The following is a 12,334-nucleotide window of genomic DNA, read 5'->3' on the forward strand; positions in this document are numbered from 1 at the left end:
GTCACCCGCGGGCCGGATCCGGCACCGATTCGCCGTCCGTCCCGGCCGGAGTCCGGGGCGACATGAGGCGGAGCCGGTTCAGGGGCGGGGTGCTCGCCGGTGGGCGGCGGTGACGCGTGGCCTGCTCGTAGTCGAACCCGAGTCCCAGCAGTGCCGGTTCGCTGAACGGCCGTCCCAGTAGTTCGACTCCCACCGGCATGCCGTCGGGTGTGAAGCCGGCCGGGATCGTCAGGGCGGGGAACCCGGTGTTGGCGGCGAGGGCGCAGACCCTGAGCCCCTCCTGAGGCCTCCCGATCGGCGCGGCCTGCTGTGAGACCGCCGGGTAGACCAGTGCGTCCAGGTCGTTGTCCTCGAACAGCTTGTGGAGCAGCTGTTGCGCCTGCGCGCGCCGGGCCAGCCGTTGGCGGTAGGCGTCCTGCGGGCCGGTCGAGGTGCCCAGCCGTTCCTTGAGCCGCTTCAGGACCGTGGGCGTGACCTGGCCGGAGGCGACGATGTCGGCCAGGGTCACGATGTCGGCCGGTGGCTCCAGCCGGGCCAGTGAACGGGGGAACCGTGTGCCCGGCGCCGCCAGGTAGCGATTGAGATCGCGTTCGGTCTCGTCGGTGAACACGCTGGAGCCGTCCACCGCCGAAATCAGCGCGGGTTGGGCCGGCAGATCGACGACGGTCGCACCCTGCGAGGCCATGTCCCCGGCGGCCGCCCGGACCAGCGCCGTCGTGACCTGCGCGGGCCCCGACGTACTCAGGTAGTCGGTGAACACGCCGATGCGTGCGCCGACCAGGGCGGTGTCGTCCAGGGTGGCGGTGTAGGTGCGGGGGATCCGTCCGATGGACGCCTTGGTGGACGGGTCGTCCGGGTCGTATCCGGCGGTGGCGTCCAGGATCAGTGCGATGTCGCTGACCGACTTGGCGATGGGGCCGCCGACGTCCTGCGTGTCGGAGAGAGGCGCGACGCCGTCACGGCTGGACAGGCCCTGGCTCGGCCGCAGGCCGACCAGGCTGTTGTGCGCCGCCGGGCTGCGGATGGAGCCGCAGGTGTCCGAGCCCAGGCCGGCCGCGCCGAAGTCGGCGGCGACGCCGGCGCCCGTGCCGCCGCTGGAACCACCCGGGTTACGAGTCTGGTCGTAGGGGTTGCGGGTCTGCCCGCCGAGCGAGCTGATGGTCTCGATGCCGGAGGCGAACTCGTGCAGGTTGGTCTTGGCGACGACGATCGCGCCGGCCGCGCGCAGCCGCGCGACCTGTTCGGCGTCGTCGGCGGGACGCCAGTTCCTCAGCGCCAGCGAACCGTTGGACGTGGGCAGGTCTCCTGTGTCGTAGTTGTCCTTGACCAGGATCGGGATGCCGTGCAGCGGGCCGCGGACGCGCCCCAGCCGGCGTTCGGCGTCGAGCCGGGCGGCGTCGGCGATCGCCGTCGGGTCCATGCGGATGACCGCGTTGACACCGGGCTGGTCGGCGTACGCCTGCTCGTAGGCGTCGACGCGTGCCTGGTATGCCTTGACCAACCGGACCGAGGTGACCTGACCGCTCGCCAGTAGTTCACGCAACCTGGTGGCGTCCATGTCCACCACCCACTCGGCGATGTCGCCCGGTGTCGTCCGGCTGCCCGCGCCGCCAGGTGCCGCACCGTCGCCTGTCGCGGCGCCGGCTGTGACGGCGGGCGCCGTCAGGAGAAGGACACCGGCCGCCAGGGCCGCTGCTCGGGTGTGCCGGTTTCGCCTTCGTCGTGCCACATCGGCCTCCTCGTCACCGATTGGCGCCTTGAGGTGCAAGCACGGGAGATGAGCGTTCGGCCCCGCCGACCGTGAACAGCGGCTGACTGTGCCGTCCCGATTATGGTTCAGGAGTGCCGCAGCGGCCATCCCCCAATCCAGGCTCCTCGGCTCCGCCCACGGCAAACGTCGGCGCCATCCCGACACACCGTTTCGCCGCCCTCCAACCTCTACCAGGGCCGGAGCAAGCGGCGGAGATCCAACGGATCCAGGTCTTACGGCCTCGTGCATGATGAGCCATGGCCTCTGAGGTCTTGGCCCGTTGGGCCAGACGCGATGGGAACGCTCGGACGGACGATCATCCGGGAGAACCGCTGATTGCGGGCCTGCCGCCGGACTCCGGAACAGGACCTAACCGAGTGCCGGCGGGTGCTCGGCTGGACGGCGCCCCCAGGCCGAGATCAGCGGTGCGAGCGTCAGGTCGAGTTCGCCCGCGTGGACGGCGGCCAGGTGCGCGTCGATCTCGGCGTCATCGGCCAGGCCGGCCGCGAGCAGTTCGCCGCGCACGTGCCTGATGGTCGCCGCCTCCAGCCGGTCGCAGGCCGGGCCGCCGACCGGGAAGGAGCCCGCCGCGGCGACATCCACCAAGCCGGCCTCACGCAGTGCCCGTGGCAGTGTCCGTCCGTAGCGCAGGTCCGCGCCGCGGCGCTTCAGCAGCTCCCGGACCGCGTTGCGCAGCCGGTTGGCCCGCCGCTGCGCCGGGCCGTCGTCGTCCAGGCATGCCAGTGGCTGCAGAGCGGTGTCGGCGTCCTCGACCAGCAGCCAGCCGCCGGGCCGTAGCGCCGCCACCATCGTGGCCAACGCCCGAGCCCGGTCGGGTACGTGGACCAGCACGAGCCGGGCGTGCACCAGATCGAACGTCCCCGGCTCCGGGGGCGGATCAGCGGCGACGTCGTGCCGGCGCACCTCGTACCCGCCGCCCGCCTCCAGCCACGACGGGTCGATGTCCGTGGCCAGCACGTACCCGGCCGGACCGACGGCCGCCGCGAGTGCCTCCGGGATACTGCGGCCACCGGCTCCCACCTCCCAGCAGCGCGAACCGGCCCCGACCCCCAGCCGATCGAGGTGCCCCCGCGTCACACCGTCGAACAGCTCGGCCAGCCAGACGAATCGCTCGCCCGCCTCGGCGCGCGCGTTGTCCAGCAGGTACCCGCGGGCGGGAGCGGGCTCTCCACCGAGCGCGGTGGTCCCGTCCGCCGGATCCGGTCGGCCACCGACGTGCGGCGAGCCGGGCGAGGAGGTCATCACCACATGGTCACCTCCCCGGATCACCGGCGCCACGACGACGGGGGAGGGATATCTCACACAGCAGGCGAACCTCGCACCGTCCAGCGGCAGGCCAGGGTCTCGCCAGGGTCCGCCGACGAGCGGTATTCAGCGGGGGAGAGGCCGTAGGCGGCGCGGAAGGCGCGGCTGAAACGAGCGTTGTCGGTAAGGCCCCAGCGGGCGGCGATGAGATGGATCGGCTGGGAGCGCAGGGCGGGATCGGCCAGGTCACGGTGGCAGTGTTCCAGGCGGCCACGGTCAGGTCCTGGTCCCGGAAGAGTTGGTACAGGTGACGGATGGAGATCTGGTGGGCGGCGGCGATGACCTCGGGGCGTAGCCCGGATCGTGGAGGTTGTGCTGGACGAAGGCGTGGATGCGTCTTCGCAGCACCTGCCGGTGGGTTTCCGGTGGCAGGGTGGCGGTCGCCTCGGGGTGGTGGGCGCGCACCGTGGTGAACAGGGGTCGCCGGGGGAACCGGGTGTGTTCGAACCCGTCCGGCAGTTCACCGTTCGAGAGTCCTGCCATGAGCTCGCCCGGGACCTGTGTCACGGTAAGCGTGACCTCATTCACCAGGAGCACCGGGACGGCATGGGCGCCGGGTCTGCCGGGGCCGCCACCTCCCACCGCGCCGGCCGCCCAGCAGTGGACCCCTGGCGGGCGGTGAAGGCCGGCGAGCCATCATCTGTCCGCCATGTCATCCTGTGAACGGACCTTTGAGACAGAGCAGAAGCGGTGAGCCCATGAGCTGGTGGCAGGGTCTGCTCGGGTTCACCGCGGGCTTGCTGATCGCGGTGGTGACCACCCCCGTCGGGGTTTCGGGGGCGGTGTTCCTGCTTCCGGTCCAGCTCAGCGTGCTGCAGGTGCCGAACCCGGCGGTGACGCCCACCAACCTGCTGTTCAACATCGTGGCCGTCCCCGGCGCGTTGCTGCGTTACCGCAGGCGCGGTCGTCTGGGCGGCCCGCTGACCCGCCTGCTGGTGCTCGGCACCCTGCCCGGCGTCGTCATCGGCGCGCTCGTGCGGGTCTTCCTGCTGCCCGGCGCTCAGGTGTTCCGTCTTCTGGTCGCATGCCTGCTCTTCCCGCTGGGCCTGTGGCTGTGCGTGCGCACCGTACGCCCACTCCGCCGCCGCAACACGCCGGACGACCCCTCGCCGGGCGCCGTCACCGCGCTCGCACTGGCCGTTGGGGCCGTCGGCGGGATGTACGGCATCGGCGGCGGATCGCTCCTTGGGCCGATCCTGGTCGGGCGTGGCCTACCGGTCGCCACGGTCGCCCCCGCCGCGCTGGCCTCGACGTTCCTCACCTCGATCGCCGGCGCGCTCACCTACACCGTCCTGGCGCTGACCGCCCCCGGCGACATCGCACCGGACTGGGCGCTGGGTCTTCTGTGCGGCCTGGGCGGGCTGGTCGGCGGCTACCTCGGCGCCCACCTGCAGCCCCGTCTGCCGGAAACCGGGCTGCGGCTGCTGCTGGGAGCCTTGGCCGTCGCCCTGGCCTGCCTCTACACGGTCCAGGCGCTCATCTGACGGCCGTGCGGGGAAGTGGCTCTTGGGCGGCTCCTGATGGTCGGCCATGTCGGACGCACTGTCTCGGTACCGCAGGAGGACAGACGCCGCTGCCTTGATGGCGCCGGCCGGGGAATCCGCGCTGTTCAGCTCCGGCTCGGCCACGTTCCGTAGTCGGTGTAGCCACGCCGGCCACCGGCGTAGAACGTGGCGGGGTCGGCCGGGGCCAGGGGCAGGTCGTCCTGGTAGCGGCGGACCAGGTCCGGGTTGGCGATGAAGGGCGTGCCGAAGGCGATGAGGTCCGCGCCGCCGGTGCGCACCGCCTCCTGGGCGCGAGCGAGGTCGTAGCCATTGTTGGCGATGTACGCGCCGGTGAAGGCGGCGCGCAGGGCGCCGTAGTCAAGAGTGCGGGTCTTGGCCATCATGTCGCCCTCAAGGATGTGCGCGTAGGCCAGGCCGCGCGGGCTCAGGCGGCGGAGGTAGTCCTCGAAGTGGGTCTGCGGATCGGTGTCCGACATCGAGTTGAAGCTGTTCTCCGGGGTGAGGCGCACGCCCACGCGCCGCGCCGGCCACACGGCGCACACCGCGTCCAGGACCTCGTTCAGCAGGCGCATGCGGCCCTCGGTGCCGCCACCGTAGCGGTCGGTGCGGTGGTTGGCGCCGTCGCGCAGGAACTGGTCGATGAGATACCCGTTGCCGCCGTGCACCTCGACGCCGTCGAAGCCCGCCTGCTTCGCCCGTTCGGCCGCGTGCCTGAACTGCGCGACGACTCCGGGAATCTCGTCGGCCGCGAGTTCGCGCGGCACGACGAAGTCCTGCGGGCCCGCGTAGGTGACGGCCTGGCCGGCGGGACGCAGCGCGGAGGGGGCTATCGGTGTGGCGCCGTCCAGCAGGCTCGGGTGTGAGATCCGGCCGCAGTGCTGCAGCTGGACGAAGACGCGCGCGCCCTGTTCGTGGATCTCGTCGGTCAGCCGTCGCCAGCTTGCCGCCTGGTCATCGGTGTGGATTCCGGGGGTGCAGGGGTAGCCCACGGCCTGCGGCGAGACTGTGGTGGACTCGGTGATGACCAGCCCGGCGGTGGCGCGTTGCCGGTAGTAGGTGACCATCATCGGCGGAACCCGCCCTGCCCTGTCGGCTCGGTTGCGAGTCATCGGCGCCATCACCATCCGGTTGGCCAGGGTGAGGTCGCCCAGCGAAAAGGATTCGAACAGGTCGGCGGGCATGGGGTCTCCGTTACGCTCACGATCTAGGACAGTTGTCCTACGAGGCGGTCACGCTAGGTCGGTTGTCCTAGAGATGTCAAGCCCCGGCGCACTGGCGGCTCGGGGGGTGACGGCGATGCCGGAGGCCGGCTTGACGGCCCTAGGACAAGTGACCTAGGGTTCGCTAGGTCAAACGTCCTAGCAGAGACGTGGCCGAAGGAGAACCGATGAGTGGCGCGGCGACCCGTGAACAGATCGTTGATGCCGCGGACCGGCTGTTCTACCACCGCGGCTACGAGCACACCTCGTTCGCCGACATCGCCGCAGCGGTCGGCCTGTCGCGCGGCAACTTCTACTACCACTTCAAGTCCAAGGACGCGATCTTGGACGCCGTGATCGAGGCCCGGCTCGCCGGTACCCGGCACATGCTGGAACAGTGGGAGAGCCAGCAGCCCACCCCCGACGGCCGCATCCTGCAGTTCGTCGAGATCGTGCTGACCAACGGCACCGACATTCAGCAGTACGGCTGCCCGGTGGGCACCTTGAACACCGAACTCGCCAAGCTTGGACACACCCTGCACGGTCAGGCCCGCGGACTGTTCACACTGTTCCGCGACTGGCTGCGCGAGCAGTTCACGCTCCTGGGGCACGGCGAGCAGGCCGACGACCTGGCCATGCACGTGCTCGCCTTCAGCCAAGGCGTCGCCGTGTTGTCCCACACCTTCCGCGACGAGGAATTCGTCCGGCGCGAAGTCGACCGGATGCGCGACTGGCTGAGCACCTACAGGAAATGAGAGCTATCTGATGTTCGTGGTCCTGCTTCGCTTCGCCGAGAACAAGGATGCCGCAGGCACGCACATGAGCGGCCACCAGGAGTGGATCAGGCGTGGCTTGGACGACGGCGTGTTCCTGCTGGTCGGCAGTATCAAGCCCGGTCTCGGCGGCGCGGTCCTGGCGCACGGCACCTCGCTTGCGGAGCTGGAGAAGCGGGTGAACGACGACCCGTTCGTGGCCGGGAACGTCGTCGGCGCGGAGATCATCGAGATCGCACCAGGCATGGCGGACGAGCGCCTGGGCTTCCTGCTGTGACGGCGCCGTTCCTCGGTCCGGACGGCCGCCGCTCCACCGTCGCAGCCTCGCCGACCTGATTCGCGGCTGGTCCGCCGAGCGCGCGCGGGGTGTCCCCACACTGATCTCGTCAGAGAGCCGATCCGCGACAGGGGCAGGGTCCGTCGCGTGCCCCTGAATCCGAATGGGTTCCTCACCGAGGGGCAGCTGTACGCCTGGCCGGCGACAACGTCGTCGACTGTCAGACCGGCGGCGTCTCCGTCCTGCTCGGCGACGCCGCAACCGTGGTCATCGCGGATCCGCGGGACGGGCTCGACGTGAGCGGCGTATGGAACAGCCGCCGGTTCCACCTTCACGGACCGTTCGTCGACGACGTCGGCGTCCGCCTGTTCGGACATCCCCCGAACTCCTCCGGATGGAACCGGGCCCCACGCCCGGAGGTGGGGCCGGTCCACCTGCTGATCCGGCTGCCGGAAGGTCGCGTATACCTGGGAGTCGGCAGGCCCGGGCAGGCCGGGTACGCGAACGGCGTCTGAGCTGTGCCGCCCTGACGATAGAGCCGGAACTGACCCCGGAACTCCTGGACCGGGTCAGGCCGTCTGCCGAACCCGAGACGGTGCCGAATCTGGACTGGCTCACACGTATGACCACAAGACCGCTCGAAGCGCTGACGCGGTTCGTCCTCGTCGGGATCGGTGCCCTCGTCGCCGCCCGTCAGCACGAAGTAGTCGACCGCGACGATGGTTCGTAGCCGTCGGGGGGTCAGGGGCGACGCGGTACTCACGGGGGAATCCTGGCAGTGGCGCTCCGGCCTGGATATCCGTGACGATCCCTGCTGTCACGAACACGCCCGGTTCCCTTCTGCGGGAGAAGGATTTGTGACGGCGCGTCCGTGCTCCGGACCGCTTCCGCCCGCTGCTCCTGGTCCTGCTCCGAGAAAGGGCCGTCCATGAGAGCGGCCGGCCCTTTCGGCGTAAGGTCGACGCCGTACGTGGGATCGCCGAAGCCCTGGTTCGGGCACCGAGGAGCCGTCGATGCTGGACCAGGATTCGCCGCACGCCGCGCGTCTGGCCGGCTACGGGACCGTGAGCACTCAACTGTCCCTGCTGAGCGACCGTCGGCTCGGGGAGGTCGTGGCGGCCGCCACCCCGATCGGGTCGGGCATCGGCGGCAGGTCGGCAGAGCTGGACGTCGGCGGAACGCGCGTCTTCGTCAAGCGGATCCCTTTGACGGACACCGAATTGCGCCCCGAGAACGTACGGTCCACGGCGAACGTCTTCGAACTGCCGATGTTCTACCAGTACGGGGTGGGCTCGGCCGGGTTCGGTGCCTGGCGGGAGCTTGCCGTGCACACCATGACCACGAACTGGGTTCTCGGCGACGAGTACGCGGGCTTCCCCCTGATGTACCACTGGCGGGTTCTGCCTGACTCTCCTCCCGAAGGATTCACCGACGAGTTCGGGGGTCTGGAGGGGGCCGTCGCGCACTGGGAGGGATCACCCGCCGTTCGCGACCGGCTGGAGGCCATCGGCCGGTCCTCGTGCAGCCTGGTGCTCTTCCTGGAGCACGTGCCGTACACACTCGCCGGATGGTTGGCCGACCACCGCGAAACCACCGTGCTGGACGGCGGGGGCGGCTCGCCCTTCCGCTGGGTCGAGGAAGCTCTGACGAGCGGAGCCGCCTTCATGAGCTCTCGCGGGCTCGTCCACTTCGACGCCCACTTCGCCAACATCCTGACCGATGGTCGCCGACTCTACTTCGCCGACTTCGGACTTGCTCTGAGCTCCCGCTTCGACCTTTCGGCGGACGAGTCCGGCTTCCTCTCGGACCATCTCGCGTACGACCACTGCTACACCGCGAGTCACCTGCTCCGGTACCACCTGCTCGACGGCGTGCGCGGTGACACGGAACGTGAGGTCTTCCTGCGCGACTGGATCGCAGGCCGGCGGCCTGACGACATCCCGCCCGAGATCACGGCCATCATCGACCGGCACGCACGTCCTACCGTCGTCCTGGACTCCTTCTTCCGTCGTCTGTTCACCGAGAGCAAGCGGACGCCGTTCCCGGCCGCGGAGATCGGGCGGCGGTTGGACGCCGACGCCGCGACCCCGAGCTGATCCAACCCTCACCTCGATCGTCCGGCGGTACGGCATCGGCTGCCATGGCCGCCGCCTACCGACTCACCGGTTCACTCCTCCCGCCGCCCGCTCCGCCTCGTACAGGGCGTAGGGGTCGTGCAGTTCCCGGCCGAGGGCGTCCCGTAGCCAGGAGGCGTCCCGTACGGACGCGCGCTGGGACGCGTCGGACCGGCCCTCGCCGGTGAGGCTGGAGGCGAAGATCCCCGCGGTCGATCGGGGAGAGCCCGCCCTCCTCATCGCGGACGGGCGGTGTCGCGGTCGTGCCCGCCCTCGGCCACGTGCCCGACGAGCGCATATCCGCCGTGCCGCTGCGGACCTACACCGCCGCCCACCGAACCGTGCTGGCGATCCACCGGGAGGGCAACGCGAACCCGGTGCTCGGCGACTTCCTGACGGCCCTGCGCCAGGCGGTTCCCCAGGACGCCGACCACCTGCTCGCGCTGTGACCCCGGCCGGGAGACCGCCGAGCCGAGCGACGGTCAGCGGGAACCGGCGCTGTCTGTGGATCCGTGGGATCGCCCGTACGGAAGATGACCGCAGTGAATCAGTGGCTTTCTACGGACCGGGGCTTCTGCTGAGGGAATTTGGTCACCCTGCGCCCGGCTGGGAATCGGGATTTCCGGAAGGGCCGCCCGCGATCCGGTCACGGAATTATGCGTATCCGGTGATGCGTCCCTGACATGGCGGCCCGCCGATCGGATAGGCCTTCCTGCTTGCCATAAAGATTAATCAAACACTCTATGATTTCCTGCGTCATAAATTGGAGGATCGGCGCCGTTCAACAACGGGCGCCCGTTACCGGGATCCGGATTTTCCGAGGATCGTAACGGCCCGGGCATGACCTGCTGAAGGCGGCTGAACGAGTGGCACGGGGCAGGCGTCCGGCAGCGCCTGCACGAGGTGTTCCTGGCCGGGCTCCGAGCGGCCAACGCCGTCGACCTCTCCCGGGCCTCGGTGGATTCCTCTCACGTCAGCGCCCCAAAAGGGGGGCGCGGAACGGGCCCTTCCCGGTCGACCGCGGACGGTCAGGCAGCAAGCACCACCTGACCGTCGACGTCGAGGCGCAACTCGCCGAACTCGCCACCGGCGACTGCGGCCACCGCGCCCCGCGTACCTCCGTGACCTGGGATGACACTCTGACCGGTCGGTTCTACCAAACCGTGACGACTACCCGCCCAGCTCAGCCACCTCGCTGACCAGCCACGCCCTCCAGCCGGCCGAGACCGGGCAGCGCCGGAAGCTCTCCGCCCCTACCGGGGTCGGCCGGGCTCAACGCGACGTCTACCCGCCCATCGTCAGAGGTGGCAGTCCTGGGTGTATGAGGAGATCTTGTCGTTGGCGGACGACCCGACGTTGTCCACCCAGGAATTCGGGTTGACGCCTATCAGGCGCCTACCCCCATAGTCCGAATGCTCGTAGAAACACACATACGTATCGGTGCGGTTCCAGATGGAACTCGTCAGGTCGTTGATATGGGAGCCGACGTTGGCACGCTCGGTTCCCGGCGCGTTGCTGTAACGTCCCCTGCCGTAAGTGTCGCCGTAGAGGCATACATAGCCCGCGGGACACGCGTCCCAGTCCATCGTCTTCGCCTGAGCCGGTGCCGCGGTGACCAAGGTGGCCGTCGCGCACGCCGCCAGCATGGCGGCCACCAGACTCCTTCGCTTTCCCACTCGCCTCACTCCCTCGTCGGTCTCGGTTTCACTGTTGGCTTCCCGCTCACGCCGACTGCCGGACGAGCCGATGACTCTCCGTGAATCCATTTCTCCTTACGCGTTTCCCTCCTTTGCCGGGTGAGCTATAAGCCACTTTTTCAACCCGTACTCAGGATGTCATTGATGGCTTCTGTACCTTTTATTGACTATTTCTGCACCGCCGCGCGGCAGGCGGGAGACGTCGGCGCCGCGCGCTTCCCGGCTGGCCGGAGTCTTACGGCGTCAGGTCAGACGGGCCGTCCGGGGCGTCCCATGAGATGAATGGACAAATTCCAGAGCAGAGCGTTGCCGCAGGCCACAGCGGCGCTCGACCGTGAGTTTCGGTCCTGGCGTTCGGGGACGAGTCCGGTGCTCGCCGTCGCGATGACGACGGCGGGGACGTCGCCGCAGGTCGTACTGCTCGCCAACGGCTTTCATGTCGTCCGGAAACCCCGGGGCGCTCATGGCTACCTTGCGTCTGATCGCACGCGCCCCGGCGGAGGACCGCTACGCAACACCGAGGACGGGCCGACCGTCATGTCGGCACCGCTCGTCATGACCATCGCCGCCCCGGGTGAGCTTGAGGACACCCCGTTCGTGTTCTTCATCCCGATGGCCCACCACGGGCCGCCCTGTCGCGGAGCCCGCACGGCGCCGCCGGGCGGCAGACGCTTGACCACGTCCGGCCGTACTTCGCCGTAGAGCCGGACGTGCTGCCAGAACGGCGGTGTCAGCCCCTCGGGGTCGGCCACGACGTCCTGCGGCGTCAGGCTGTCGATCTCCGCGCGGGATCGCCCTTCCGAAACCCGGTGCACGGCTCCCGTTATCCGCTGAGATCCACTCCGATCTCGGCGGATAGCGTCACTACGGCAGCCGGGAAGCCGGGGTGGGACCCAACAGATAAGAGCAGCGGGGGAGCGGTCCGTCGGGGCCGGCCGTCATGGACGCTTCCCGACACACCCGAAACCGCCCTCCACCTGACCCTCTGCGACACGAACACGATCAAGCAGAAGCTCCGCAATCGTGATCACTCATACAGCCGGCTTCGGGAGCGGAGGGCCTAGGGCCTGTTTTGTGGATCTTTACGCCTACTGCGGTCGTCCAGGCGGCCCCCCGCCGCGTTGTCGCCCCACCCCACGAAAACGCTCCGCAGGCTCCGCGTTTGCCGCGGGGGCCCGGGGAGAATCTGTCGCCCATAACTCCGTTATGAGCTCCTCCTCCGCCTTGCGGGGCATCCACCTGGACGATCCTCGCCACGGCGAAGATCCACAAAACAGGCCCTAGGCAATGTCTGATAAATGATCACGGCAGGTGCGGTTAGATGATCGTTCGTGGTGCGACGAGGTGAACTGACCGACAAGGCCTGGCAACGGATCGAGCCCCTGCTGCCCGCGACGGACGGCAGGGGACGCCCCTGGCGCGATCACCGCGAGGTCATCAACGGGATCCTGTGGCGACTGCGTACCGGAGCGCCCTGGCGGGACATTCCTGAGCGCTACGGCCCCTGGCAGACCTGTTACGAGCGGTTCAAACGCTGGGACGAAGACGGCACCTGGGCCAGAATCCTGGAGGATCTGCAGGTCAAGGACGACTCGATCGGCACCGTCGAGCTGATCGTGAGCATCGATTCCACCATCGCCCGCGCGCATCAGCACGCCGCCGGAGCCCGAAAAAGGGGGACGACGGCCAGACG

At 69.3% G+C, this 12,334-nt stretch carries 15 protein-coding genes and 1 pseudogene; 8 read left to right on the forward strand and 8 right to left on the reverse strand.

Features of this window, described 5'->3' with window-relative positions; translation table 11 throughout:
- Position 1: 1 nt before the first annotated feature.
- From ABZ463_RS40210 to ABZ463_RS40225, 4 genes are all read right to left on the reverse strand, one after another.
- On the reverse strand, positions 2–1,729 hold the full coding sequence (locus ABZ463_RS40210) for an amidase family protein (protein WP_362785136.1): 1,728 nt from the start codon (positions 1,727–1,729) through the stop codon (positions 2–4).
- Positions 1,730–2,119: 390 nt separating this feature from the next.
- Entirely contained in the window at positions 2,120–3,073 is a 954-nt protein-coding gene (locus ABZ463_RS40215) for a methyltransferase domain-containing protein (protein ID WP_362785139.1), read from the reverse strand.
- On the reverse strand, positions 3,070–3,378 hold the full coding sequence (locus ABZ463_RS40220) for a helix-turn-helix domain-containing protein (RefSeq protein ID WP_362785167.1): 309 nt from the start codon (positions 3,376–3,378) through the stop codon (positions 3,070–3,072). The genes ABZ463_RS40215 and ABZ463_RS40220 overlap by 4 nt, the downstream gene beginning before the upstream one ends.
- Complete coding sequence (locus ABZ463_RS40225; protein ID WP_362785174.1) at positions 3,293–3,583, reverse strand: hypothetical protein; 291 nt, start codon at positions 3,581–3,583, stop codon at positions 3,293–3,295. The genes ABZ463_RS40220 and ABZ463_RS40225 overlap by 86 nt, the downstream gene beginning before the upstream one ends.
- A 191-nt stretch (positions 3,584–3,774) precedes the next feature.
- Here ABZ463_RS40225 and ABZ463_RS40230 point away from each other — a divergent pair, with 191 nt between their 5' ends.
- Positions 3,775–4,560, forward strand: a complete 786-nt coding sequence (locus ABZ463_RS40230; RefSeq protein ID WP_362785141.1) for a sulfite exporter TauE/SafE family protein — start codon at positions 3,775–3,777, stop codon at positions 4,558–4,560.
- A gap of 125 nt (positions 4,561–4,685) precedes the next feature.
- On the opposite strand, the gene ABZ463_RS40235 is transcribed toward ABZ463_RS40230, so the two are convergent.
- A complete protein-coding gene (locus ABZ463_RS40235; RefSeq protein ID WP_362785144.1) occupies positions 4,686–5,762 on the reverse strand; it encodes an alkene reductase in 1,077 nt (358 codons plus the stop codon).
- A 206-nt stretch (positions 5,763–5,968) separates the two neighbouring features.
- On the opposite strand from ABZ463_RS40235, the gene ABZ463_RS40240 reads away from it, so the two are divergent.
- The 4 genes from ABZ463_RS40240 to ABZ463_RS40255 all read left to right on the forward strand — a co-directional run bounded on the left by ABZ463_RS40240 (position 5,969) and on the right by ABZ463_RS40255 (position 8,926).
- Entirely contained in the window at positions 5,969–6,535 is a 567-nt protein-coding gene (locus tag ABZ463_RS40240) for a TetR/AcrR family transcriptional regulator (RefSeq protein ID WP_362785147.1), read from the forward strand.
- A 10-nt stretch (positions 6,536–6,545) separates the two neighbouring features.
- Positions 6,546–6,830, forward strand: coding sequence for a hypothetical protein (locus ABZ463_RS40245; RefSeq protein ID WP_362785150.1), 285 nt, complete (start codon positions 6,546–6,548; stop codon positions 6,828–6,830).
- A 296-nt stretch (positions 6,831–7,126) separates the two neighbouring features.
- Complete coding sequence (locus tag ABZ463_RS40250; protein ID WP_362785153.1) at positions 7,127–7,345, forward strand: hypothetical protein; 219 nt, start codon at positions 7,127–7,129, stop codon at positions 7,343–7,345.
- Positions 7,346–7,843: 498 nt separating this feature from the next.
- Positions 7,844–8,926, forward strand: a complete 1,083-nt coding sequence (locus ABZ463_RS40255; protein ID WP_362785155.1) for a protein kinase family protein — start codon at positions 7,844–7,846, stop codon at positions 8,924–8,926.
- Positions 8,927–8,989: 63 nt separating this feature from the next.
- On the opposite strand, the gene ABZ463_RS40260 is transcribed toward ABZ463_RS40255, so the two are convergent.
- A complete protein-coding gene (locus ABZ463_RS40260) occupies positions 8,990–9,184 on the reverse strand; it encodes a hypothetical protein (RefSeq protein WP_362785157.1) in 195 nt (64 codons plus the stop codon).
- 23 nt (positions 9,185–9,207) lie between these two features.
- Here ABZ463_RS40260 and ABZ463_RS40265 point away from each other — a divergent pair, with 23 nt between their 5' ends.
- Positions 9,208–9,393 carry a hypothetical protein gene (locus ABZ463_RS40265; protein ID WP_362785160.1) on the forward strand — a complete coding sequence of 62 codons (186 nt, stop codon included), beginning with the start codon at positions 9,208–9,210 and terminating at the stop codon, positions 9,391–9,393.
- A 382-nt stretch (positions 9,394–9,775) separates the two neighbouring features.
- Positions 9,776–10,002: pseudogene (locus ABZ463_RS40270) on the forward strand (IS5/IS1182 family transposase); the annotation flags it as partial.
- A gap of 240 nt (positions 10,003–10,242) precedes the next feature.
- Here the strand turns inward: ABZ463_RS40270 and ABZ463_RS40275 are convergent.
- Positions 10,243–10,590 (reverse strand): peptidase inhibitor family I36 protein, encoded by a 348-nt coding sequence (locus ABZ463_RS40275; protein WP_362785170.1) that lies wholly within the window; start codon positions 10,588–10,590, stop codon positions 10,243–10,245.
- A gap of 518 nt (positions 10,591–11,108) precedes the next feature.
- A complete protein-coding gene (locus ABZ463_RS40280; RefSeq protein WP_362785162.1) occupies positions 11,109–11,456 on the reverse strand; it encodes a hypothetical protein in 348 nt (115 codons plus the stop codon).
- A gap of 516 nt (positions 11,457–11,972) precedes the next feature.
- On the opposite strand from ABZ463_RS40280, the gene ABZ463_RS40285 reads away from it, so the two are divergent.
- The coding region (locus ABZ463_RS40285; RefSeq protein ID WP_362785165.1) for an IS5 family transposase at positions 11,973–12,334 on the forward strand (362 nt) is incomplete at its 3' end.

Origin of the sequence: Streptosporangium sp. NPDC020145 (assembly GCF_040631275.1) — a bacterium.
In the GTDB taxonomy this organism is placed as follows: Bacteria; Actinomycetota; Actinomycetes; order Streptosporangiales; family Streptosporangiaceae; genus Streptosporangium.